The sequence below is a fragment of the Streptomyces sp. NPDC029526 genome, from assembly GCF_040637405.1.
Classification (GTDB): domain Bacteria; phylum Actinomycetota; class Actinomycetes; order Streptomycetales; family Streptomycetaceae; genus Streptomyces.
Genome location: NZ_JBEZWE010000009.1, coordinates 67,636 through 93,854 on the forward strand (window position 1 = coordinate 67,636; position 26,219 = coordinate 93,854).

At 68.0% G+C, this 26,219-nt stretch carries 11 protein-coding genes and 2 pseudogenes; 10 read left to right on the top strand and 3 right to left on the bottom strand.

Translation table 11 applies throughout. The features are described from left to right. Positions 1-20: 20 nt before the first annotated feature. The 5 genes and pseudogenes from AB0F01_RS20215 (at position 21) to AB0F01_RS20235 (ending at position 10,520) form a co-directional block, all read left to right on the top strand. Entirely contained in the window at positions 21-7,007 is a 6,987-nt protein-coding gene (locus tag AB0F01_RS20215) for a polymorphic toxin-type HINT domain-containing protein (RefSeq protein WP_362097350.1), read from the top strand. Next, positions 6,889-7,398, top strand: a complete 510-nt coding sequence (locus tag AB0F01_RS20220) for a DUF5958 family protein (protein ID WP_362097352.1) — start codon at positions 6,889-6,891, stop codon at positions 7,396-7,398. The genes AB0F01_RS20215 and AB0F01_RS20220 overlap by 119 nt, the downstream gene beginning before the upstream one ends. Before the next feature lie 678 nt (positions 7,399-8,076). After that, positions 8,077-9,278, top strand: a pseudogene (locus AB0F01_RS20225) (IS3 family transposase). Positions 9,279-9,309: 31 nt separating this feature from the next. Continuing rightward, positions 9,310-10,103 (top strand): annotated as a pseudogene (locus AB0F01_RS20230) ((Fe-S)-binding protein); the annotation flags it as partial. Between the two features lie 63 nt (positions 10,104-10,166). Beyond that, positions 10,167-10,520 (top strand): hypothetical protein, encoded by a 354-nt coding sequence (locus AB0F01_RS20235; protein ID WP_362097355.1) that lies wholly within the window; start codon positions 10,167-10,169, stop codon positions 10,518-10,520. Between the two features lie 355 nt (positions 10,521-10,875). Here the strand turns inward: AB0F01_RS20235 and AB0F01_RS20240 are convergent, their stop codons facing one another. Together AB0F01_RS20240 and AB0F01_RS20245 are read right to left on the bottom strand one after the other, a co-directional pair. After that, positions 10,876-12,405, bottom strand: coding sequence for a UDP-N-acetylglucosamine 1-carboxyvinyltransferase (locus tag AB0F01_RS20240; RefSeq protein WP_362097356.1), 1,530 nt, complete (start codon positions 12,403-12,405; stop codon positions 10,876-10,878). Positions 12,406-12,470: 65 nt separating this feature from the next. Then, entirely contained in the window at positions 12,471-12,668 is a 198-nt protein-coding gene (locus tag AB0F01_RS20245; RefSeq protein ID WP_362097359.1) for a DUF4236 domain-containing protein, read from the bottom strand. 837 nt (positions 12,669-13,505) lie between these two features. Here AB0F01_RS20245 and acnA point away from each other — a divergent pair. Further along, a complete protein-coding gene (gene acnA, locus AB0F01_RS20250; protein ID WP_362097362.1) occupies positions 13,506-16,229 on the top strand; it encodes an aconitate hydratase AcnA in 2,724 nt (907 codons plus the stop codon). A gap of 598 nt (positions 16,230-16,827) precedes the next feature. Here the strand turns inward: acnA and AB0F01_RS20255 are convergent. Beyond that, positions 16,828-20,634, bottom strand: a complete 3,807-nt coding sequence (locus AB0F01_RS20255; RefSeq protein ID WP_362097365.1) for a GH92 family glycosyl hydrolase — start codon at positions 20,632-20,634, stop codon at positions 16,828-16,830. Positions 20,635-21,356: 722 nt separating this feature from the next. Between AB0F01_RS20255 and ngcE the strand changes: the two genes are divergently transcribed. The 4 genes from ngcE to AB0F01_RS20275 all read left to right on the top strand — a co-directional run bounded on the left by ngcE (position 21,357) and on the right by AB0F01_RS20275 (position 26,094). After that, the gene (gene ngcE / locus AB0F01_RS20260) at positions 21,357-22,697 is read left to right on the top strand and encodes an N-acetylglucosamine/diacetylchitobiose ABC transporter substrate-binding protein (RefSeq protein WP_362097667.1); all 1,341 of its coding nucleotides are present in this window, start codon (positions 21,357-21,359) and stop codon (positions 22,695-22,697) included. A 7-nt stretch (positions 22,698-22,704) separates the two neighbouring features. Continuing rightward, entirely contained in the window at positions 22,705-23,766 is a 1,062-nt protein-coding gene (locus AB0F01_RS20265) for a sugar ABC transporter permease (protein WP_362097368.1), read from the top strand. After that, entirely contained in the window at positions 23,763-24,671 is a 909-nt protein-coding gene (locus AB0F01_RS20270) for a carbohydrate ABC transporter permease (protein WP_362097370.1), read from the top strand. The genes AB0F01_RS20265 and AB0F01_RS20270 overlap by 4 nt, the downstream gene beginning before the upstream one ends. A 211-nt stretch (positions 24,672-24,882) precedes the next feature. After that, positions 24,883-26,094: an ROK family transcriptional regulator gene (locus AB0F01_RS20275; RefSeq protein ID WP_362097670.1), complete on the top strand. Its 1,212-nt coding sequence runs from the start codon at positions 24,883-24,885 to the stop codon at positions 26,092-26,094. Positions 26,095-26,219: the final 125 nt, after the last annotated feature.

Below are 26,219 nucleotides of genomic sequence, written 5' to 3' on the forward strand. Positions count from 1 at the left end.
ACCGGGTGGGTACGAAACTCATGACATTTGGCATAGGCACCTCAAGAAGAGGTGCGGGTGGTGCTCGGCGGTGGGGGCGGCGCCTTGTCGTACCCGCGGTGGCCCTGGCGCTGCTGGCCCCGGTCGGTCAACTGCCGGTCGCGACGGCCGGGGAGCAGGCCTTGGGGCGCCCTGCGGTGCCCGAACCCCGCGTGAGCAAGGTCGACGAAGTCAAGAGCCTGGGTGCGAAGAAGGCACGCCACCAGGTCTCCGAAACCAAGAAGGCCGGAGAGCAGCGAGCACGCAAGGCCAAGCAGGAACAGACAGCCGCCTGGCCCGAGCCCGACACGGCCTCCACGACACTCTCCGCCGACAAGGCGGCCGAGGTGGACCTCGCGGGAGTCCCCGTCACCGCACAGCCGGTGAAGACCCGGAGCAACGCGGCGGCCGCGGGGCCCGTTGACTTCACGGTCCTCGACCAGAAGGCCGCCCGCAGGACCGGGATCACCGGCGTGCTCTTCACCGCCGGCGCCGACACCGCCGGGACGGCGCAAGTCAGCGTCGACTACCGCACCTTCGGCTCCATGATCGGTGGTGGCTGGTCGGAACGCCTGCGCCTGGTGCAGCTCCCGGCCTGCGCGCTCACGACCCCGCACAAGGCCGAGTGCCGCGAGCAGACCCCGCTCGCCTCGACGAACGACCCCACGCAGCAGACCGTCTCTGCTCAGGTCCGGCTGGCCGAGACGACGTCGGGTACGACCACGCAGCTTGCCTCGGCGAGCGGACCCGCCGGAGCCACCGTGTTCGCGGTGACCGCGCTTGCGGCAGGGGCTGGGGAGTCGCCCAACGGGACCGGTGACTACTCCGCGACCGGACTCGCCGCGTCGTCGTCGTGGGCGGCGGGCGGCAGTTCGGGCTCGTTCACCTGGACGTACGGCCTCACCGTGCCACCGGCCGCGGCCGGTCCCACACCGAGCCTGAGCCTGTCGTACGACTCGGGCAGCATCGACGGACGCACCGCCTCCACGAACAACCAGGGAACCACGGTCGGGGAAGGGTTCACCCTCACCGAGTCCTACATCGAGCGCACCTACGGCAGCTGCGACGACGACGGCCACGACAAGGTCTTCGACCGCTGCTGGAAGTACGACAACGCCCTCCTGGTCCTGAACGGCCAGTCCAGTCGCATCATCAAGGACAACACCACCGGTACCCACCGCCTGGAGAACGACGACGCCTCCACGGTGAAGCGCTCGAGCGGCGCGGACAACGGGGACGACAACGGCGAGTACTGGACCGTCATCACCGGAGACGGTACGAAGTACGTGTTCGGCCTGAACAAACTGGACGGGTCCGCTGACCAGCGCACCAACTCCACCTGGACGACACCGGTCTTCGGCGACGACTCCGGCGAACCCGGCTACGACAAGGGCAGCACCTTCGCCGACCGGTCACTGACCCAGGCATGGCGGTGGAACCTCGACTACGTCGAGGACACCCGGGGCAACGCCTCGACCTACTGGTACGCGAAGGAATCCAACCACTACCCGAAGAACAAGGCCGCCACCGCCAACGCCTCCTACACACGCGGTGGTTATCTGAAGGAGATCAAGTACGGGCTGCGCAAGGGCGCGCTGTTCACCGATGACGCCGATGGGAAGGTGACCTTCTCCCACGCCGAACGCTGCACCGTCGCGGACTGCTCGGAACTGACCGAGGACACGGCCAAGCACTGGCCCGACGTTCCCTTCGACAGCCTCTGCACCAGTGGCGACACCGACTGCAATGCCGCAGGACCGACCTTCTTCTCCCGTAAGCGGCTCACCGGGATCCACACCTACTCCTGGAACGCCTCGGCCCGCACGTACGACCCGGTCGACTCGTGGGCGCTGACCCAGGAGTACCAGGACGCCGGCGACATCGGGGACACCACCGACCACGTCCTGGTCCTCAAGTCGATCAAGCGCACGGGCAAGGCCGGCACAGCGATCGACGTGGACCCGGTGGTGTTCACCTACCAGCTGCGCCCCAACCGGGTCGACGGCACGGACGACATCCTGCCGCTCAAGCGCCATCGCATCGCGACGATCACCTCGGAGACGGGGGCCATCACGACCGTGACGCTGTCGGCGCCGGAGTGCAGGCGCAGCGAGGTGCTCGGCGCCGCACAGGACTCCAACACCCGGTCCTGCTACCCGCAGTACTGGAACATCAACGGTGCCACGGAAGCGTCGGTGGACTGGTTCCACAAATACCGCGTACTCGCGGTCGGTGTCGCCGACCCGACCGGGCAGAACGAGACGGTCGAGAACGCCTACGACTACTCGGGCGCCGCATGGCACTACGCCGACGACCCGTTCACGCCGAAGGACGAGCGGACCTGGTCCCAGTGGCGTGGATACCGTGATGTCACCGTGTACGCCGGTGCGCTGGACATCACTCGTTCCAAGACGGTCTCGCGCTACCTGCAGGGCATGCACGGCGACAGGAAGAAGGACGGCACCACCAGGACCGTCAGTGTCGAACCGCTGATGGACACCGACGTCACCTTCCCCGCCGTGACCGACAGCGACCAGTATGCGGGCCAGTTGCTGCAGAAGGTCGCCTACGACGGCAGCCGGACCGTCTCGGCGTCGTACACCAACTACACATCCAGGACCACCGCCACGCAGACGGTGCCCGGAGCGGCCGCTCACGTCGCACGCTGGACGCGGCCCAACACCTCGTACGCGAGCACCTACCTGACCGCGTCGAAGTCCTGGCGCACCCACGTCGTCACCAACCGCTACGACGACCTGGGCATGGTCAGGGAGGTCGACGACTACGGACAAAAAGGGCTGGGAGGCGACGAGACCTGCACCCGCACCTGGTACGCCCGCAACGCGGACGCCGGCATCAACAGCCTCGTCTCGCGCACCCGGACCGTCGGCAGGGAATGCTCCGTCGCCGACACCGCACTCGACCTGCCCGCCGACGACAAGCGCCGCGGTGACGTCCTGGCCGACTCAGCGGTCGGCTATGACGGTGCGAGCACGTGGTCGGAGTCGATGAAGCCGGCCAAGGGCCTGGTCACCTGGACCGGCCGTGCCAAGAGCTACGCCTCCGGCAGCCCGAGCTGGCAGACGATGACCAGCAGCGCGGTCACGGATTTCGACACACTCGGCCGCCCCACCAAGGTGAGCGACACGGACGGCCAGGCCATCACCACTGCCTACACCCCGGCCGCCGCCGGGCCACTCACCAAGACCATCAGCACCAACCCACTGGGGCACAAAGCCACCAGCTTCCTCGACCCGCGCCGGGGCCAGCCGTTGCGTCTGTACGACGCCAACCTGAAGAAGACCGAACTCGCCTACGACGCCCTCGGCCGGCTCACGTCCGTGTGGCTCCCCAACCGCTCGAGCGCCAGCCAGAGCCCCAGCTCCAAGTTCGCCTACCACATGGACAACAAGAAGCAGTCCTGGGTGTCCTCCTCCACCCTGAGGAGGGACGGCGAGACCTACACCACCAACTACGCCATCTTCGACGCGCTGCTGCGCCCCCTGCAGACCCAGTCGCCGACACCCCAGGGCGGCCGTCTGCTGACCGACACCCGCTACGACACCCGCGGCCTCCCCTACGAGTCCTACGCGGACATCTTCGACACCACCAGCAGCCCCAACGGCACCTACACCCGCGCCGAGTACGGCGAGGCACCCAAACAGACCGGAACGGTCTTCGACGGGGCCGGCCGGGCCACCAGGACCACCCTGCACGTCTTCGGCGTCGAGAAGTGGTCCACCACCACCACCTACACCGGTGACTCCACCGCCACCACGGCCCTGGACGGCGGCACGGCCACCCGCACCATCACCGACATCCGGGGCCACACACTCGAAACCCGTGAGTACGCCGGTGCCACCCCGGCCGACCCCCAGTACGGCGACGGCCCCGGCACCAGCTACGCGTCCACCAGGTTCGACTACACCCGGGACGGGCTGCAGACCCGCATCACCGGCCCGGACGACGCCAAGTGGTCCTACGGTTACGACCTGTTCGGCCGGCAGATCACGGCGACCGACCCCGACCGGGGCAAGAGCACCACCGAGTACGACGCGCTCGACCGGGCCGTCAGGTCCACCGACTCCCGCGGCAAGGCGATCCTGACCGCCTACGACGTCCTCGGCCGTTCGACCGGGACCTGGACCGGGTCCAGGAGCGACGCCAACCAGCTCACCGCCACCAGCTACGACTCCCTGCTCAAGGGGATGCCGGACAGCAGCACCCGTTACGTGGGCGGGAAGAACGGCCGGGCGTACACCGACACGGTCACCGAGTACGACACGTTGTCCCGCCCGGTGGTCAGCACCCTGCGTCTCCCCGCCGACGATCCGTTCGTGAAGGCCGGTGCGCCGGCGACGCTTGAGTTCGAGACCGCCTACAACCTCGACGGCACCCTCAAGCACACCAAGGAACCGGCTCTGGGAGGCCTGCCCTCCGAGATCGTCGACTACGGCTACAACAAGCTCGGGCAGGTCACCTCGGTCGGCGGTTCCACCGGATACCTCCTGAACGCCGACTACTCGGCGATCGGCCAGCCCACCCAGCTCACCCTGGGCACCGCCAACACGGCCGACCACAAGAAGTCCTACCTCAACAACCGCTACGAGCAGGGCACCGACCGTCTGATCCGCAGCTTCGTCACGGACGACACCCACGGCTACATGCTGCAGGACCTCAACTACGGCTACGACGAGGCCGGCAACGTCACCTCCATCGCCGACCCCACGACACTGGGCGGCACCAGTAGCGCCGAGACCCAGTGCTTCGCCTACGACGGCCACCGCCGGCTCATCGAAGCCTGGACGCCCAGCTCCCAGAAGTGCTCCGACCCCCGTAGCGCGGGCAGCCTGTCCGGCCCGGCGCCGTACTGGAACAGCTACACCTACAACGACGCGGGCCAGCGCACCACGGAAACCACGCACGAGCCCGCCGGCGACACGAAGACGACCTACTGCTACACCAGAACCGATCAACCACACTTCCTGACCGGCACCACCACCAAGGGCGACTGCGCCGGCCCGGAGAAGACCTACACCCCCGACGCGACCGGGAACACCGTCAAGCGCCCCGGCGCCACGGCGGTTCAGGACCTCGCGTGGTCCGAGGAGGGCAGGCTCGCCAAACTCACCGAGAGCGGCAAGGCCACCGAATACCTCTACGACGCCTCGGGCGAACTCCTGATCCGCAACACCGCCGGAGGGGAGAGGGTGCTGTACGCCGGCGCCACCGAACTTCACCTGCGCGCCGACGGCACCACCTGGGCCCAGCGTCATTACACCGCCGGTGGCCAGACCATCGCCGTCCGCTCCAACGAAGACCTCAGCAACAGACTCACCTACCTGGCCGGCGACCGCCACGGCACGATGTCCCTGGCCATCAACGCCGACGCCGCCCAGACCCACAGCAAGCGCTACACAGGCCCCTTCGGCGCCGAACGGGGCAAGCCCACCGGTGCCCCCTGGCCCGACGACAAGGGATTCCTCGGCAAGACCGACGACAGAACCACCGGACTCACCCACATCGGCGCTCGTGAGTACGACCCGGCCATCGGTCAGTTCGTCAGCGTCGACCCCCTCCTCAGCCTCGACCAGCCGCAGTCCCTCAACGGCTACAGCTACGCCAACCAGCACCCCGCCACGGCCTCGGACCCGACGGGCCTGCGAGAAGGCTGCGGCGCCACCTATGTCACCAGCACCTGCGCATCACCGGTGACGTCGGGAGTCAACAACGCGGTCAGCGGCGGCAACCCCGGAAGCCCCGGGAACTCCGGCAGCAAGAAGCCGTACGGCGGCGCGATCGGCGGATACCACGACGTCGGATACGGCCCTTCACAGGTGCGGCATAAGTCGCCCTACACGCCGCCCCCGCCGTCCTACTTCGAAGTCCTTGCCGCACCGGGGCCCGAGCCCGATCAGTTCGAGAAGGCGTTCTCCACAGCCCTCGCGTATCTGCAGGACGACCGGATGTACAACTACCTGCCGACCAGCGAGCTCATGGCACTGGCCGGCGCGGCGGTGTGCGAGCAATACATCGACTGCTCTGAGGAGCTGCACAGCTACTTCGTCTGGGACCTCAAGTTCTCGCCGGAGTACATGGAATCAGTGGGCCCCCTGATCGGAAGCATGGGCGGAAGCCCGTACAGCCTCCGGGGCAAGGGCAACCCTCCGGCGAGCGGGCCGTGGAAGGAGATGCGCGGCATCGGGTGCAAGAGATGCTTCCTCGCCGGAACCGACGTTCTCATGGCGGACGGCTCCACGAAGAACATCGAGGACGTGGAGCTGGGCGACGAGGTACTGGCCGCCGACCCACTGACCGGCGAGCTGGGCCCGCGTGAGGTGACTCGCCTCATCCGCACCGAGGACGACAAGCATTTCAACACGCTCTCCCTCGTCACCGAGGACGGCACGGAAGAGCTCACGGCGACACACGAGCACCCGTTCTGGTCGCCCTCCCAGCAGAGCTGGATAGCAGCCGGCGACCTCGCCTCGGGCATGACCCTGCTCACCGACGACGGCCACACGGTCATCGTCACAGCCAACAAGCCCTTCACCCGGCACGCTCGCACGTACAACCTCACTGTCGACGAACTCCACACTTACTATGTGCTGGCGGGCGGGACGCCGGTACTCGTTCACAACTCCAACGGGTGGTGTGGGCCTGGCCTGAGAACGGCATCGGAAGCTGGTATCAGCCCGAATGATGCCAAGCGAATTCAGAATGCCGCCGATAAGGCGGGGCAGCCAATCATCGTGGTCGGAAGCCGCGCAAACGGAACCCCCAACCCGACGTCAGACTGGGACTACATCCTGTCTGGCCCGTCCAGAACTCGTCACAGCGTCAAGAATTCACTGCCAAGAGGGACGGGTGATGGTGAAGGGAGCGGGCGCGGTCGAGACTTCTGGCAAAGCTATAATTCGAACCGCCCCGACTACGCAGAGCTGGATCGGAATAGGCCGTACGTGGTATTCGAGCCCCGGAGCAGGTGAGGACTTGAGAGCGTCAGAGCGCGTCATCAACGAGGTCGCTCAAGGGCTCCGCGCCCTGGACGATGCTGTGGCCTGGTTCTCCTCGTTGGAGCAGGCGCAGCAGAAGGCGGTACTGCACGAGGTTGTTCGTTACGCCATGCAGGCCCACACAACGGTGAACGACGCGCGTGAGGGGCTACCGCGATCAGGTGTCAAGCCGACCATGACCCCGGCAGTGCTGATTGTGCGGGAACCGATTCTCGAACAGATGGGAAAGATCATAAATCTGCCTCCCAGTGAGTACGTGAAATCATTTCGCGTACTATTGTCCGTGTTCGCAGTAGCTGACACGCGACGAAGAGAAACGGAGTGCCGAGGAGCTTGTAGCCACGCCTGGCACAACCTGTCGTAAGCGTCGACGCCACCGGCGCACCGAGGGGTAGATTGCCAAGGGTTTCAGAGTTCACTTGGGCGCACATTGGGAGCCCCCGCCGAGTTGGTAATCGGCGGGGGCTCTCGGGCGTTTGACGGCAACGTTATCGGACGAGCGTTGCGGCAGGCAGTTCGTCAGGGGGTTCCTCGGCGTGGCCGCCTGACGTGCTCTGAGACGTCTCGGAAGAGACCAGGCAACCCCGTGGCCTGCCACGAAGGGGAGCTGCGAGCCTTTGACCCGGGCAGATGGTGTTTCGGCTCTTTCTCGGTCATGCCCGTTGATGCGGCCGGAAGTCCCAGAGAAGTCCCAGAGGGATCCCACAGGGGATGGTCACCAGGATCTTTGAGAAGTGCCGAGGTGGGCGGGTTCGCCTGCTGAGTGTCGGATGTGGCGGCTTGTCGACTTCTGTCGGCGGCGACCCTGGACGCAGAACAGGCATGGCCGCTGGTGATCATGTGGGTGTCGAGTCCGTATGAGCACCGAGCGAGTCCATGCCTGCGAACCCATCTTCCCGCATGCCGTCATGCCTCCGGCAACTGGGGGACGCTTCCGGCCCAGCCTTGCTGGAGACAGCCGCTGACCTGCGGAGTTGGGTCTTGACCCTTGATCCTGGACACACGAGACACTGGATCCTGAGGATCTGAGAACGGACATCTCGTGGTCATGAAGGACTATCCGCCGCAGTTCAAAGCGGACGCGGTCGCGCTGTACCAGTCGCGGCCCGAGGCGACGATCCGGCAGGTCGCCGCCGATTTGGGGATCAACCCCGAGACCCTACGGAACTGGGTCCGGGCGGCCGGTGCGAGCCGGCCCCGGGGGCGCCGGGCGGAGGTGCCTGCCGAGCCGCCGACACCGTAGGAGGCGGAGAACGCCGCTCTGCGGAAGAAGGTCCGTGAGCTGGAGGAAGAGCGCGAAATCCTGCGGAAGGCGGCGAAGTATTTCGCCGGGGAGACGCGCTGGTGAACCGCTTCCAGTTCGTCGCCGACCATCAGCGCCGTTACGGCGTGAAGCGGCTGTGCACCATCGTGGGCATCGCCCGCTCCAGCTTCTATTACTGGCGTCGGACGGCCGCGGACCGGGCCGTCCGGCAGGCGGCCGACGCCCGCCTCGCCGCACGGATACGGGCCGTGCACCGCGAGTCGGACGGCACCTACGGCGTTCCCAGGATCACGGCCGAGCTCCGCGAGTCGGGCGAGCGCGTCAACCACAAGCGGATCGCGCGGTTGATGCGGGCCGCCGGACTGGCGGGCGTGCGCTTGCGCCGCAGGCACCGCACCACGGTCGCGGACCCAGCCGCGGCGAAGGCCCCGGACCTCATCGGCCGCGACTTCACCGCGCGTGAGCCGAATACGAAGTACGTCGGCGACATTACCTATCTCCCGCTGGACGGCGGGAAGTTCCTCTATCTGGCCACCGTCATCGACCTCGCCTCACGCCGCCTGGCCGGCTGGTCGATCGCGGACCACATGCGCACCGACCTCGTCACCGACGCCCTGTCCGCCGCCGAACAGACCCGCGGCGGCCTCGCCGGGGCGGTCCTGCACACCGATCACGGAGCCCAGTACACCAGCCGGGCCTTCGCCGACGCCTGCCGCAAGGCCGGCGTCCGCCAGTCCATGAGCGCGATCGGCAGCTCGGCGGACAACGCGCTCGCCGAGTCCTTCAACGCGACGTTCAAACGCGAGACTCTTCAGGGCCGAAAGCACTGGTCCAGCGAACACGAGGCCCGTCTCGACACGTTCCGCTGGCTGCACCGCTACAACACCCGACGCCGTCATTCCCACCTCGGGCAACGGAGTCCCATCGCCTACGAGGCAGCACTCGACACAACTTCAACTACCCTGGCCCAAGCCGCATAGCCCGTGTCCAACATTCCGGGTCAAGGCCCCCAAGGCCTTCGCCGAGCTGCTGCACATCGCGGGCGTCAAGTTCGCGATCATGGGCGGCGACGAGAAGTGCACCGGTGACTCCGCCCGCCGCCTCGGCAACGAGCCCCTCTTCCAGGAGCTCGGCATGGAGAACGTCACCGCGCTGAACATGCCTTCGGCGAGGAGATCGACGACGAGGGCAACGTCACGCCCGAGTCGAAGAAGCCCAAGTCGGCGAAGAAGATCGTCGCCACCTGCCCGCACTGCCTCAACACCCTCGCCAACGAGTACCCGCAGCTCGGCGGCGACTACGAGGTCATCCACCACACCCAGCTGCTCCAGCACCTGGTGGACGAGGGCAAGCTCATCCCGGTCACCCCGGTCGAGGGCCTCATCACCTACCACGACCCGTGCTACCTGGGCCGCCACAACAAGATCTACACGCCCCCGCGCGAGATCATCGGCAAGGTCCCGGGCCTGCGCAACGAGGAGATGCACCGCCACAAGGAACGCGGCTTCTGCTGCGGCGCCGGCGGCGCCCGGATGTGGATGGAGGAGCGGATCGGCAAGCGCATCAACAACGAGCGCGTCGACGAGGCCCTCGCCCTCAACCCGGACATCGTCTCCACCGCCTGCCCGTTCTGCCTCGTCATGCTCACCGACTCGGTGAACGGCAAGAAGAACGACGGCAAGGCCAAGGAGTCCATCCAGGTCGTCGACGTCTCCCAGCTCCTGCTGGAGTCCGTCAAGACCACGGTCGACCCGGCGGGCGAGGCGGAGCAGGAGAGCACCCCCGAGTCGGAGCCGGTGCAGTAGGCAGCTGTCCGGGCTACGTCCAGTGGTCCAACTGGGCGTAGCCCGTAAGGAAAAGAGGAGTCGATGTCCCGGGCCCCCGAACGGTCGAAGCGGACCCGAAGTGGATATGCGCAGGACTGGATCGTCTGGTCGAGATTCTGCGCCGAGACCGACCTGCCTCAGCTGTCCGTGACGTCGGGTGCCCTGGTCCGGTTCGTGGAGTGGCTGTGGGTGCAGCCGGGCTGGAAGAAGGGCACCCGGGCGGCCCCGTCGACCATCGACCGCCGTATCTGGGGGACCGTGGTAACCGCCCGCACCGAGCACGGACTCGTGCTGGACAGGAGCGTCGCGCGTGGGGCCCGGGAGCGGCTGAAGCAGTTGGTGGAGCTGACCGGGGATGACATCGAGACGCGCGGTCGCGGACCGTGGCCCGCGTAGCCGCGCGGGTACGAGTCGTCGGACCATCAGGAACATACGGACGCCGCCGGCTCAAGTTGCAGCCGATGTGCGCGATGACCGAGATGGCACCGCAGTGGTCGAGGAACTGATGGCCGACGCCCTGTTGGCAGATCAGATGAAGTGACTCGGTAGGGACGCTGTTCTGACGGGTCGTGACGCTCCGAGCGCCCGAAGGGGCCCCTCGGCGGAGTCCCAAGTATGGAGTGCGTGGCGACCGGAAGTCTTCGGTCCCAGCCGAAAGTCCCAGAAAAGTCCCACAGGCGCCGCCACGCCCCCTCTCGCCTTGCATTCATACAGGTCAGGAGGGGTGCGACGGCAGTTTTTCTGAAGGCGCTCAGATGTCCCGGAAGATCTCGATCTGCGCCCCGATCGAGTTCAGCCGTTCCGCCAGGTCCTCGTAACCCCGGTTGATGACGTAGACGTTGCGCAGGACCGACGTGCCGTCCGCCGCCATCATCGCCAGCAGGACGACCACGGCGGGGCGCAGGGCCGGCGGGCACATCATTTCGGCGGCGCGCCAGCGGGTGGGGCCCTCGACCAGGACGCGGTGCGGGTCGAGCAACTGGAGCCGTCCACCGAGGCGGTTGAGGTCGGTCAGGTAGATGGCCCGGTTGTCGTAGACCCAGTCGTGGATGAGGGTCTGGCCCTGGGCGGACGCCGCGATGGCCGCGAAGAACGGGACGTTGTCGATGTTCAGGCCGGGGAACGGCATCGGGTGGATCTTGTCGATCGGCGCCTCCAGCTTGGAGGGGCGCACGGTCAGGTCCACCAGGCGGGTACGGCCGTTGTCGGCGAAGTACTCCGGGGTGCGGTCGTGGTCGAGGCCCATCTCCTCCAGGACCGCGAGTTCGATCTCCAGGAACTCGATGGGGACGCGGCGGACGGTGAGTTCCGACTCCGTCACGACGGCGGCGGCCACCAGGCTCATGGCCTCGACCGGGTCCTCGGAGGGGGAGTAGTCCACGTCGACGTCGATGGTGGGCATGCCGTGGACGGTGAGGGTGGTGGTGCCGATGCCCTCGACCTTGACGCCCAGGGCTTCCAGGAAGAAGCACAGGTCCTGGACCATGTAGTTGGAGGAGGCGTTGCGGATGACGGTGACGCCGTCGTGCCGAGCAGCGGCGAGCAGCGCGTTCTCGGTGACCGTGTCCCCGCGCTCGGTCAGCACGATCGGGCGGCCGGGGCGGACGGACCGGTCCACCACCGCGTGGTACTGGCCCTCGGTGGCCGCGACGTCCAGGCCGAAGCGGCGCAGGGCGATCATGTGCGGCTCGATGGTGCGCGTGCCGAGGTCGCAGCCGCCCGCGTAGGGCAGCTTGAAGCGGTCCATGCGGTGCAGCAGCGGGCCGAGGAACATGATGATGGAGCGGGTGCGGCGGGCGGCGTCCGCGTCGATGGCGTCCAGGTCCAGCGCGGCCGGTGGCACGATCTCCAGGTCGACGCCGTCGTTGATCCAACGGGTGCGCACGCCGATGGAGTTCAGGACCTCCAGCAGGCGGTAGACCTCCTCGATGCGGGCGACGCGACGCAGCACCGTGCGCCCCTTGTTCAGCAGCGAGGCGCACAGCAGGGCCACGCACGCGTTCTTGCTCGTCTTCACGTCGATGGCGCCCGACAGGCGCCGCCCGCCCACCACGCGCAGATGCATCGGACCGGCGTAGCCCAGAGAGACGATCTCGCTGTCGAGGGCTTCGCCGATCCGGGCGATCATCTCAAGGCTGATGTTCTGGTTGCCGCGCTCGATGCGGTTGACGGCGCTCTGGCTGGTGCCGAGCGCCTCGGCCAGCTGCGCCTGCGTCCAGCCACGGTGTTGCCGTGCGTCGCGGATGAGCTTGCCGATGCGTACGAGGTAGTCGTCTGCCATGAGGTTGAGGCTATCTCAGATATGAGATGGCACCTCCTGGGGGGGTCCATCCGGGTGATGTGGCGTCAGTGTCGCCTGCTCCGGCTGGTGCGACGCCACCCGAAGGGTCCGGGCAAATCCATCGATGTCGTACGGCGTCCGGTGCTGCTCCGCGTGTACCGCGGGCCCTTCGAGCTGCCCGTGGTGATGGACCAGGACTTCTTGTTGATGTTCAGCCGCACCCCCGGAAGGATCCGAAAGCTCTTGCGAAAGGTAAGCGGCATGCCTGCCTCCGTTCAAGTCGGGGGAGTTGAGCGCCTTCCCGGCTCGGATACCCCGAGGAGGCTTCCTGATGGCTTTCGTTGGGCTCCGGGAGGTCGTTTCGCCCGTTCCGCTCGGTTCATCCCATTCATTCCGTCCCGTCTCCGTCTCCGTCCCGCTCTCCGTCCCGTTCGTCGCTGCTTGGCCTGTTCGCCTGTTCGTCTTGGTTGGCGTGGTCGGTATCGCTCGGCGTCACCGCAGGCGCGCTGCCGCCACCGGGCCACGCACTGCCGCAGCGTCCGACGGCTCGGTGTCTCTCCTGTGGAGGTGGCGCCTGCGGTGGCCGTGGGCCCGGCCCTGCCGACCCCGGCCGGGCTTCGCTCGGGCGGCGTCCGGCCGGTCGCCGGACGGAGGCCGGCGAGGGTCGGCGGCCCGGTCGGTGCCTGGGCCAGGCTCAGGCCCGGGCGATGGCCGGGAAATGCCTCCGGAGCCCCCGGTGCCCGGCGCCCGGCGCCCGGCGACGCGGAAGCTGCCGCCAGGGAGGGTGGGATGCCTCCGCTGTGCGGCGGCTGTCCGAATGTCGGCCCCGCAGTGCGGTGGGGGCCGCCCGATGGGGGCACTCGGATCGGAGCGTATGAGAGGGCGCGCCGGGGCCCGCGCATGACCATTCGGCCCCGGTGTACTAGAGTTATCTCGACATCGAGATATCTGCCGAGGAGCACTGCACCCGCCGTGGCGGTAAGGCGTACCTAACTTAGCCTTACCTTAGCGGATTGGTCGAGACGTCGTGGCGGCGCCACGCGGCGGCAGCCGCGGGGAGTCGCGGTGTGGTGGTACGCACATCAATGAAGGAGACTGTCGTGTCGGCGAACAGCTTCGACGCCCGCAGCACGCTGCAGGTGGGCGACGAGTCGTACGAGATCTTCCGGCTGGACAAGGTCGAGGGCTCCGCGCGCCTTCCCTACAGCCTGAAGGTCCTGCTGGAGAACCTGCTCCGTACCGAGGACGGCGCGAACATCACCGCCGACCACATCCGCGCGCTCGGCTCCTGGGACTCCCAGGCGCAGCCGTCGCAGGAGATCCAGTTCACGCCGGCCCGCGTGATCATGCAGGACTTCACCGGCGTGCCCTGCGTGGTCGACCTCGCCACCATGCGTGAGGCCGTCAAGGAGCTGGGCGGCGACCCGGCCAAGATCAACCCGCTGGCCCCGGCCGAGCTGGTCATCGACCACTCCGTGATCGCCGACAAGTTCGGCACCCCCGACGCCTTCAAGCAGAACGTCGACCTGGAGTACGGCCGCAACCGCGAGCGCTACCAGTTCCTGCGCTGGGGCCAGACCGCCTTCGACGAGTTCAAGGTCGTCCCCCCGGGCACCGGCATCGTCCACCAGGTGAACATCGAGCACCTGGCCCGCGTCGTGATGACCCGCGAGGGCAAGGCGTACCCCGACACCCTGGTCGGCACCGACTCGCACACCACCATGGTGAACGGCCTCGGCGTCCTCGGCTGGGGCGTCGGCGGCATCGAGGCCGAGGCCGCGATGCTCGGCCAGCCGGTCTCCATGCTGATCCCGCGCGTGGTCGGCTTCAAGCTGACCGGCGAGCTGAACCCCGGCACCACCGCCACCGACCTGGTGCTCACCATCACCGAGATGCTGCGCAAGCACGGCGTCGTCGGCAAGTTCGTCGAGTTCTACGGTGAGGGCGTCGCCGCCACGAGCCTCGCCAACCGCGCCACCATCGGCAACATGTCGCCGGAGTTCGGCTCCACCGCCGCGATCTTCCCGATCGACGGCGAGACGCTCAACTACATGCGTCTGACCGGCCGTTCCGCCGAGCAGGTCGCGCTGGTCGAGGCCTACGCCAAGGAGCAGGGCCTCTGGCTGGACCCGAAGGCCGAGCCGGACTTCTCCGAGAAGCTGGAGCTGGACCTCTCCACGGTCGTCCCGTCCATCGCCGGCCCGAAGCGTCCGCAGGACCGCATCGTCCTCGCCGAGGCCAAGCAGCAGTTCGGCCAGGACGTGCGCAACTACGTCAAGGACGGCGGTGACGTCGACGAGGCCAGCAAGGAGTCCTTCCCGGCCTCCGACGCCCCGGCCATCTCCAACGGCGCCCCGTCCCACAAGGTGCAGGTCACCGCCGCCGACGGCACCGAGTACGAACTCGACCACGGCCACGTCACCGTCGCCGCGATCACCTCCTGCACCAACACCTCCAACCCGTACGTCATGGTCGCCGCCGCCCTGGTGGCCAAGAAGGCGGTGGAGAAGGGCCTGACCCGCAAGCCGTGGGTCAAGACCACCCTCGCCCCGGGCTCCAAGGTCGTCACCGACTACTTCGAGAAGGCGGGCCTGACCCCCTACCTCGACAAGGTCGGCTTCAACCTGGTCGGTTACGGCTGCACCACCTGCATCGGCAACTCCGGCCCGCTGCCGGAGGAGGTCTCCCAGGCGGTCAACGAGCACGACCTCGCGGTCACCTCGGTCCTCTCCGGCAACCGCAACTTCGAGGGCCGGATCAACCCCGACGTCAAGATGAACTACCTGGCGTCCCCGCCGCTGGTCGTCGCCTACGCGATCGCCGGTTCCATGAAGGTGGACATCACCCGCGAGGCCCTCGGCTACGACCAGGACAACAACCCGGTCTTCCTGAAGGACATCTGGCCCTCCGAGGCCGAGGTGAACGACGTCGTGGCGAACGCCATCGGCGAGGACATGTTCTCCAAGTCCTACTCCGACGTCTTCGCCGGTGACGCCCAGTGGCAGGCGCTGCCCATCCCGACCGGCGACACCTTCGAGTGGGACGCCGAGTCCACCTACGTCCGCAAGCCCCCGTACTTCGAGGGCATGCAGATGGAGCCGACCCCGGTCGAGGACATCTCCGGCGCCCGCGTGCTGGCCAAGCTGGGCGACTCGGTCACCACGGACCACATCTCCCCGGCCGGTGCCATCAAGGCCGACACCCCGGCCGGCAAGTACCTCACGGAGCACGGCATCGAGCGCCGCGACTTCAACAGCTACGGCTCGCGCCGCGGCAACCACGAGGTCATGATCCGCGGCACGTTCGCCAACATCCGCCTGCGCAACCAGATCGCGCCGGGCACCGAGGGCGGCTACACCCGCGACTTCACGCAGGACGGCGGCCCGGTCTCCTTCATCTACGACGCCTCGCAGAACTACCAGGCCGCCGGTATCCCGCTGGTCGTCCTGGCGGGCAAGGAGTACGGTTCCGGCTCGTCCCGCGACTGGGCGGCCAAGGGCACCGCGCTGCTCGGCGTCAAGGCCGTCATCGCCGAGTCCTACGAGCGCATCCACCGCTCCAACCTCATCGGCATGGGCGTCCTGCCGCTGCAGTTCCCGGAGGGCCACACCGCCGACTCCCTCGGCCTGACCGGCGAGGAGACCTTCTCCGTGACCGGCGTGACCGAGCTGAACGACGGCACCACCCCCAGCACGGTGAAGGTCACCACCGACACCGGTGTCGAGTTCGACGCGGTCGTCCGCATCGACACCCCGGGTGAGGCCGACTACTACCGCAACGGCGGCATCCTGCAGTACGTGCTGCGCGGCCTGATCCGTAAGTAGTCAGGCAGTGCTCCGGCGGTAGCCCGGCGGTAGTCCGCCGAGTCCGGCGCCCGGCCCGCGAGGGCCGGCGCACGGCGGGCCGATCGAGGGCCGCATCCCCGCACCGGGGATGCGGCCCTTGCCGTCGGCGGACGGAGGACGGACGGCACGCATGGACGCGGGCGGACGGACGAACGGACGGACGCGGGCGGTGCGTTCGCCATGCGACGGACGGACGTGGGCGGTGCGTTCGCCATGCGACGGATGGACGGCGTGCGGTGCGTTCGCCGTGCGGCGGGCGGGCGGACGGACACGGGCATGCGACGGGTATCCCCGACGCCTCGCCGATGTACAACCCGGCCGCCCGGCGCTATCGTCGCCTCACGGGGTGTGGGAGCGCTCCCAGTGTCCGCGGTGTCTCGCAGCCCCGCGGCACGGCGGACCGGAACCCGCCACGGGGGCGCTCCCGCCCACCGGTCGCCGCACTGCGGTCCCCCGCTCCGGCCCGCCGGTCTCCCGCCCCCCGACCCCACCGCGAGCAACCGAGAGGGCGGGCCCCGGCCCCAGGCCCGAACCCGCCCCCGAACGTGCCCCGCGCCTGTCACCGGCGCCGGCGCCGTCAGCCGAGCAGCTCCACCTCCGTCAGCGCTGCCTCACCCGAGAGGACCAGCCGGTAGCGTTCGTACCCGCCCGGCTCGGCCACCGTGAAGGCCCGGGTCTGGCGGTCCCAGCGGAAGGACTCGCCCGAACGCCGGTCCAGGTCGGTCCACTCGGTGCCGTCCCTCGACCCCTGGAGCACCCAGCCGGTGGGCGCGTCGGCGTGCTCGCCCGAGGTGAGCGTGTACTGCACCGCCCTGGTCCTTCCGTCGACCGGCAGGTCGACCTCGGTGACCGTGGCCCCGGTCGCCGACGTGTCGTCGAAGAGGGCGCCGTCGCCCTTCAACACGTCCTTGCGCGGCGAGGGCACCTTGTCGTCCTGGGTGATCGACACCGGCGCGGCGTTCTTCCCGGTGCCCCAGGTCGAGGGCCGCGGGCCCATGTCGAACTCCAGGACCCCGCCCCGGGCGATCGCCGAGTGCGGCAGCGCCGTGGAGTTCCACTTCTTGCCGTTCACCTTCAGCCCCTGGACGTAGACGTTCTTCGCGCTGTTCTTCGGCGCCTTGACGACCAGCTTGCGGCCGTTCTCCAGCTCCACGGTCGCCTTGGTGAACAGCGGGGAGCCGATGGCGTACTCGCCGCTGCCCATCACCAGCGGGTAGAAGCCGAGCGCGGAGAAGAGGTACCAGGCCGACTGCTCGCCGTTGTCCTCGTCGCCGTGGTAGCCCTGCCCGATCTCGCTGCCGGTGTAGAGGCGGGAGAGGACCTCGCGCACGTTCACTTGTGTCTTCCAGGGTTGTCCGGCCGCGTCGTACATGTACAGCGCGTGGTGGGCGACCTGGTTGGAGTGGCCGTACATGCCCATCCGGACGTCCCGTGCCTCGGTCATCTCGTGGATGACGCCGCCGTAGGAGCCCTTGAACTCGGGGGAGGCGGTCTCCGGGGTGGCCAGGTACTCGTCGAGCTTGTCCGCGAGGCCCTTGCGTCCGCCGTAGAGGTTGGCCAGGCCGCGGCTGTCCTGGGGGGCGGTGAAGGCGTAGCCCCAGCCGTTGGTCTCGGTGTAGTCGTGGCCCCACACGCGCGGGTCGTACGTCGAGGACTCGACGCGCCAGTCGCCCTCGAGGTTCCGTCCCTGGAAGAAGCCGGCCTCGGAGTCGAAGAGGTTGACGTAGTCGCGGGCGCGGTTCAGGAAGTAGGCGGACTCCTCCTGGTACCGCTTCTCGCCGGTCTTCTTGTACAGGGCCTCGCCCATCTTCGCGATGCCGTAGTCGTTGAGGTAACCCTCCAGGGCCCAGGACAGGCCCTCGTGGGTCTCGGTGCTGGTGTAGCCGAGGAACGGGGAGGTGGCCATGCCCTTGCGGCCGACGCCGGAGGACGGGGGCACCACGGTGGCGTTCTTCACGGCGGCGTCGTAGGCGGCCTTCGCGTCGAAGCCGTCGACGCCCTTGACGTAGGCGTCCGCGAAGGCGACGTCCGAGGAGGTGCCGGTCATCAGGTCGGCGTAGCCGGGGGAGGACCAGCGGGAGGTCCAGCCGCCGTCCTTGTAGTGCTGCACGAACCCGTCGACCAGCTCACCGGCCTTGGAGGGGGTCAGGAAGGAGTAGGCGGGCCAGGTGGTCCGGTAGGTGTCCCAGAAGCCGTTGTTGACGTACACCTTGCCGTCGACGATCTTCGCGCCCGTGTGCGTCGGCGTGTCCGGCTTCGGCATCTTCGAGAAGGGGGAGGCGTACTTGTACGTCCCGTCGACCTTCTCGAAGCCCGAGTTGGGGTACAGGTACAGGCGGTACAGGTTGGAGTAGAGGGTGGTCAGCTGGTCGGGAGTGGCGCCCTCGACCTTCACCTTGCCGAGGATGCGGTCCCACTGGCGCTGCGCGCTCTTCCGCACGGCGTCGAAGGAGCGGCCGGCGGGGATCTCCTGGCGCAGGTTGTCCTTCGCCTGGTCGACGCCGATCAGGGAGGTGGCCAGGCGGAGGGTGACGGTCCGGTCCTTGCCCGCGTCGAAGCGCAGGTGGCCCCGGACGCCCTCGGCACCGCCGCCGGTCACCGGCTTGTCGAACTCGCCGTACACGAACAGCCGGGTGGCGCCCGTGGACAGACCCGACTTGACGTCGGAGTAGCCGGTGAAGGTGCCGTTCTCCTGGTCGAGGGTCAGCCCGGCCTGGTCGGTGACGTTGTCGAACAGCACGCTCGCGTCGTCGCCGGGGAAGGTGAAGCGCATCGCCGCCGCGTGGTCCGTGGGCGTCATCTCGGCCTTGAGGCCGTTCTCGAAGCGCACCCCGTAGTAGTACGGCCGCGCGGTCTCGTTCTCGTGCCGGAAGGCGAGTTCCCGTGCCTCACGGCCCAGGTCCGGGTCCCCGGAGGCGGCGGACGGCATCACCTGGAAGGTCTGCCGGTCACCCATCCACGGGCTCGGCTCGTGGCTGGCGCTGAACGCCTGGAGGGTCGGCAGGTTGTCCGCGTTGTTGCCGCGCGCGTAGTCGTAGAGCCAGCTCAGCGAGCCCGCGTCGGTCACCGGGGTCCAGAAGTTGAAGCCGTGCGGCACGGCGGTCGCGGGGAAGGTGTTGCCGCGCGAGAAGCCGCTGCTGGAGTTGGTGCCCCGGGTGGTCACCGCGTAGTCCGACAGGTGCGCCTTGGGCCGCTCGGGCGCGACCTGCTTCAGGGCGACGTCGTCCAGCCAGCCCCGGAACTTCGCCGGGCCCTTGGGGGAGTCGTACGCCACCAGGATGCGGTCGACGGTCTTGCCGCGGGCCACCGAGCCGATCCGGGAGACCACGTTGTTCCACTGGTTGACGTAGAGGACCTTGGAGTCGCCCTGCCCGCGCGGGGTGAGCGGGAAGCCGTGCTGGTCGGTGGCGTGGAGGTCGCTCAGGTAGGTGCCGTCGGTGAAGGCCAGGTCGACCGAGACGTGGGTGGCGTCGTAGTCGAGGTCGTCGTTGGCCATGGAGGGGAAGACGCGGTACGACAGCTGGGTGTCGCGGCCGACGGCCACGTCGACGTCGAAGATCTTGTTGTACGAGTAGGCGCGCCCGTCGGCGGTGTGGCGTCCGGCGTACCGCAGGGCGCGCTTCCCGGTGAACCCGGCGCCCGCCTTCGCCGTGGGCGAGCCGCTGGGACCGCGGTCGACCAGGGAGAGCATGTCCTCGGGGACGGGCGTCTCGGTGTCCCCGGTGGAGAACTGGACGTCGGCCAGCTGGAGGATGCTGCCGCTGCCGTTCCTGGTGAACTCGATGCGGAAGTGCCGGTACCCGGCGACCACGGACGCGTCGAGGTCGTAGGTCTTCGTCTGGAAGCGTTCGGTGAACGACTCGCCCGAACGGGTGTCGAGGGTGGTCCACTCCTCGCCGTCGGCGGAGCCCTTCAGGGTCCAGTCCCGCGGGTCCCGTTCGGCGTGGTCGTTGGCCGAGGTGAGGGCGTAGCGCACCGCCTTCACCGGCTCGTCCAGGTCGAACTCGGCCCAGCCGGTGGGTTGGAAGGCCAGCCACTTGGTGGTCGGTTCGACGTCGACGAGGTTCTCCTTCACCTCCCCGCCCGCGGTGTTCTCCGCGCTGACGCGGACGTCGGTGATCCGGTGGGTGACGTTGCCCGGTATGCCGTTGCTGTACCCGCCGTCGACGCCCTGGGCGCGCTTGCCGCCGCCCGGGGCGGTGTCGACGGTGCTGACCCAGTCCGGGGCGGGCTCCCCGGACTCGAACGACGAGGTGAACTCCCGGTCCGCCTTCGACGGCGCGCCCGGCAGGGCGACCGCGACACCCGGCGAGCCCGCTGCCAAGGCGAGGGCGGTCGCCGTGACGACCGCCCTTCCCCATCCGTGCCGAACTCCGTGCTGCATGCGCGAGCACCCTCCTGCGCTTGGACAACGTTGTCAATTGCGTGGCGCAAGGACCAGTAGTGGGTCAAGTGGCCTGTGGTGTCAAGGGTGTTGAATGCGGCATTCGAGTTCAACGGAGCGGATTTCCACCATCCGACAACGTGTCGGGGGCATGTATTTCCGTGAGGTCTCAACATGGAAAAGACCGAAGAGGAACCTTGCATTCGATCTTGCTCCGTCGGCGGGAAGTGGACTATACCTGTCGGCACTCCGGGGCATCTTCACCGCTCCCGACCATCACCGACGCAGTACCGAGAACGTCCCGCACACCACTGATGCACCCGCATCGGCAGCACTTCCTGCACGACCCAGCTTGACCCGAACGCGGTGCCGGCAAGGATCCGGTTCACCGCCTGAGTCCTGGAGAAGGCGAGGACTTGAGCATGGGATCCACCACCGGCGTACGCCATCGCGATCTGTTCTGGCGGAGTGCGACCGCCGCTCCGGCCCCGGCGACTGTTGTGCCGGCATCGCTCAGCTGATCATCGGCGCCGCACCGCGGCTCCGAGACGACGGCGACAACGCCCGATGCGCGGCCGGCGCAGGACCGGTCCGGTCGCAGCGGGCGCCCACGCAGCACACCCGTACAGAGCTCATCGATCAGTGAGGATGCAGAGATGACCATTCGTGCCGGTTCTCTTGACAGGCGGACGCTCCTGCGCGGGGCCATCGCCACCGCGGCGGTGGGCTCGTTCGCGGTAGCGTGCAGCTCTCCCTCCGGCAAGGACAGCGGCGGCAGCGGCCCGAAGGGCGAGAAGAGCGCCACGAACCCGTTCGGCGTCGCCGCGAACTCCACGGTCGAAGCAGCCATCTTCGACGGCGGCTACGGCACCGACTACGTCGACTACACCAACCAGGTGCTGGGCAGCCAGGTCAAGGGCCTCAAGGTCAAGGTCGACCCGGTCGTCGACATCGCCCCCCAGCTCCAGCCCCGCTTCGTGGGCGGCAACCCGCCGGACCTCATCGACAACTCCGGTGAGGACCAGATCGGCTTCCTGGGCATCCTCGACCAGCTGGAGGAACTCGACGACCTCTTCGAGGCCAACACCTACGAAGGCAAGAAGATCGCCGACATCGTCTACCCCGGTGTCAAGGCCCCCGGCACGTTCAGGGACAAGTTCGTCGCGCTCAACTACGTGATGACCGTGTACGGCGTCTGGTACTCGAAGACGCTCTTCGAGGAGAACGGCTGGGCCCCGCCGAAGACCTGGGACGAGGCGCTCGACCTCGGCCAGGAGGCGAAGAAGAAGGGCAAGTACCTCTTCGTCCACGGCAAGGAGGCGGCGACCTACTACCGCACGCTGTTGATCGACTCGGCGATCAAGGAGGGCGGCGACGAGGTCCGGCTCGCCCTGGAGAACCTGGAGAAGGGCTGCTGGTCGCACCCGGCCATCCAGGGAGTGATCAAGGTCATGGAGACCATGGTCAGGCAGAAGATGTTCGTCCCCGGCGGCTCCGGCACCCAGTTCCAGAAGGCGCAGGCGATCTGGAGCAACGACCAGAAGGCGCTGCTCTACCCGTCCGGTGGCTGGATCGAGAACGAGATGAAGAAGGCCACGAAGGCGGACTTCCAGATGACCGGATTCCCGTCGATGACGCTCACCGACAAGCCGGCGCTGCCCTGGGAGTCGCTCCGCGCGGCAGCCGGTGAGCCGTTCATCGTGCCCAAGCAGGGCAAGAACCCGGCCGGCGGCAAGGAAGTGCTGCGGGCGATGCTGTCGGAGAAGGCGGCCGCCAACTTCTCGAAGTCGAAGCTGGCCCCGACGATCGTCAAGGGCACCGTGCCCGCCGACGGTTACGGATCGACGGCCCTCGTCTCGCAGACGACGATGCTGGAGGCCGCGGGCACCAACATCTTCAACTACATGTTCGTCGAGACCTACGGGATGAACACCGACCAGCTGGTGCCGTGGAACTCCTTCCTCGCCGGTGACCTCGACGGCAAGGGGCTGACCTCGGCCCTGCAGAAGATCTCCGACAAGGTCCGCGAGGACGACTCCGTCGACAAGGTCAAGGTCAGCTAGCAACGCGATGAAGGACACGACCCCCACTGCCGGAACCGCGAGCCGCCGGCCCGAGCCGGCCGCTCGCGGCGGGCGGCCACGGCGCCGCAAGCTCACGTTCGACCGGGCGACGTTCTTCCTCGCGTTCCTCGGTGTCCCGCTGGCCATCTTCGTGATCTTCGTCCTGATCCCGTTCGGCCAGGCGATCTTCTGGGCGATGACCGACTGGCGCGGCTTCAGCCCGGACTACAACTTCGTCGGCTTCGACAACTTCACGAAGATGTTCCAGGACGACATCTTCCTGAAGGCGTTGCGCAACGTCGCACTCCTCGCGCTCTTCGTGCCGCTGGTGACGCTGACGCTCGCGCTCGGGGTCGCCGTGGCCATCACCCTGGGCGGGCCCGGCAAGGGCCCCGTCCGGGGGATCCGGGGAGCGTCGTTCTACCGGATCATCTCGTTCTTCCCCTACGTCGTGCCGGCGATCATCGTCGGTCTGATCTGGGCCCAGATGTACGACCCGAACGCCGGGCTGCTCAACGGCGTCCTCACGGGTCTCGGTCTCGACCGGTTCGAGACGTTCGCGTGGCTGGGCGAGAAGACGACGGCGATGCCGTCCCTGATGTTCGTCATCGTCTGGGGGCTCGTCGGCTTCTACGCGGTGCTCTTCATCGCCGCGATCAAGGGCGTCCCCGCCGAGCTGTACGAGGCGGCGAGGATCGACGGAGCCGGCCGGCTGCGCACCACGGTCTCGATCACCCTGCCGGCGATCCGGGACAGCGTGCAGACGGCGTACATCTACCTGGGCATCGCCGCCCTCGACGCGTTCGTCTACGTCCAGGCGATGGTGCCGAACGGCGGCCCCGACAACTCGACCCTGACGATCAGCCAGCGTCTGTTCAACGTCGCCTTCGCCAAGCAGCAGTTCGGCTACGCCACCGCGATGGGCGTCGTCCTCGCCGTCGTCACCCTGGTGTTCGCGGCGCTGGTGTTCCTCGTCAACCGCCTCACGGGCGGCGGCGAGGGCGAGGGCAGGAGGAAAGCACCTGGGTCCAGAGCTCGGCGTGCCGCAGCCGAAGGAGGTGCCGGGTGAGCGTCATCACCGCCGACCGGAAGACGGCCAGTGACCGTGAACCGGCGAGAGACCGGAAGCTGACGCGCGTCGCCGTGAGCAGCGACCGCAGATTCGCGACGATCTCGCACTTCCTGCTGATCCTGTGGTCCGTGATCGTGATCGTGCCCATGCTGTGGGTGCTGATGTCGTCGTTCAAATCGACCGGCGAGATCCTTTCGTCGCCGTTCTCGCTGCCGGAGCACTGGCGGTTCGAGAACTACGCGAACGCGTGGACCGACGCGAACATCGGAAGATATTTCCTGAATTCCGTGATCGTCGTGGTCTCGGCACTGATCCTGGTGATGCTGCTCGGCTCGATGTGCGCCTACATTCTCGCCCGGTTCGAATTCCCCGGCCGTCGGCTGATCTACTACGTCATGCTCGCCGGGCTGACGTTCCCGGTCTTCCTGGCGATCGTTCCGCTTTTCTTCCAGTTGCAGAACTTCGGGCTCCTGAACACGCGTCCCGGGCTGATCCTCACCTATGTCGCGTTCGCGCTGCCGTTCACGATGTTCTTCCTCTACTCGTTCTTCCGGTCGCTGCCGCACGACGTGTACGAGGCGGCGCTGATCGACGGTGCCGGGGACTGGCGGGCGTTCTTCCAGGTGATGCTGCCGATGGCCAGTCCCGGCATGGCGGCGGTGGCGATCTTCAACTTCCTGGGCCTGTGGAACCAGTTCCTGCTGCCGGTGGCGCTCAACACCGACCAGGACATGTGGGTCCTCACCCAGGGCATGGCCGCGTACGCGTCCTCGCAGGTCTACGACATCGACTACGGCGCGCTGTTCGCGGCTATCGTGATCACGGTGGTGCCCGTACTGATCGTGTACTGCGTCTTCCAGCGGCGGATCGCCGGTTCGGTGTCGCAGGGCACCTTCCGCTGACGCCGACCGCCGCTCCACCCGTCGTACGCAGGGGTCCGGCCCCGGAGGGACAGCTCTCCGGGGCCGGACCCCTGCGGCGTACGTGCGTGTGTTCCTGCCCCCGGAAACCGTTCAACCTCTTGACGGGAGCGGACCCGAACGGCTCAGCTTAGAGTTCACTAGTTGGATGGACGGGGTCTCGCCGAAGCGGCCCCGCGCGCAGGAGGTCGTCGTGGAGACTCCGGGGTCGCAGTCGTCGCTGCACCGAGCCAACCTGGAGCGGGTCGTCCGGGCAGTACGTCTTGCGGGTTCGCTCACGCAGGCGGAGATCGCCAGGACGACGGGTCTGTCCGCGGCGACGGTCTCCAACATCGTCCGGGAACTGAAGGAGGCCGGCACCGTCGAGGTCACCCCCACCTCGGCGGGCGGACGCCGGGCCCGCAGCGTCTCGCTCAGCGAGGACGCCGGCATCGTCATAGGGGTGGACTTCGGGCATACGCACCTGCGCGTGGCCGTCGGCAACCTCGCCCACCAGGTGCTGGCCGAGGAGTCCGAGCCGCTGGACGTGGACGCCTCCGCGACCCAGGGCTTCGACCGGGCGGAACAGCTGGTCAACCGGCTGATCGAGGAGACCGGCGTGGACCGCTCCAAGATCACCGGGATCGGGCTCGGCGTGCCCGGGCCGATCGACGTGGAGTCGGGCAGTCTCGGGTCGACCTCGATCCTGCCGGGCTGGACGGGCACCAAGCCCGCCGAGGAGCTGCGGGGGCGGCTCGGCGTGCCGGTGCAGGTGGACAACGACGCCAACCTCGGCGCCCTCGGCGAGATGGTCTGGGGCAGCGGCCGGGGCGTGCGCGACCTGGCCTACATCAAGGTCGCCAGCGGTGTCGGCGCGGGGCTGGTGATCAGCGGGAACATCTACCGCGGCCCCGGCGGCACCGCCGGGGAGATCGGGCACATCACGCTGGACGAGTCGGGGCCCGTCTGCCGCTGCGGCAACCGCGGCTGCCTGGAGACCTTCACGGCGGCCCGCTACGTGCTGCCGCTGCTGCAGTCCAGTCACGGCACCGATCTGACCATGGAGGGCGTGGTGCGGCTCGCCCGGGAGGGCGACCCGGGCTGCCGCCGGGTCATCGCCGACGTCGGCCGCCACATCGGCAGCGGTGTCGCCAACCTCTGCAACCTCCTGAACCCCAGCCGGGTGGTCCTCGGCGGGGATCTGGCGGAGGCCGGAGAGCTGGTCCTGGGGCCCATCAGGGAGTCCGTGGGGCGCTATGCGATCCCCAGCGCCGCCCGCCAACTCTCCGTGCTTCCAGGGGCCCTTGGGAGCCGCGCGGAGGTGCTGGGGGCGCTCGCCCTCGCGCTGAGCGAAATGGGCGATTCGACCCTGCTTGACGGTGCCGCCGCACGCCGTCCGGCCGTGGCCACCCCTGCCTTCACTTAGAGAACGGATGACACCGTTGCCATCTCGTTAAGGATTTACTCCTTGACGTCGCACGCGTGGCCGAGTTGACTTCCAGCCACCTCGGCCGCAGCGACGCGGCCTCGTCAGGGAGGTTTCTGAAAGTG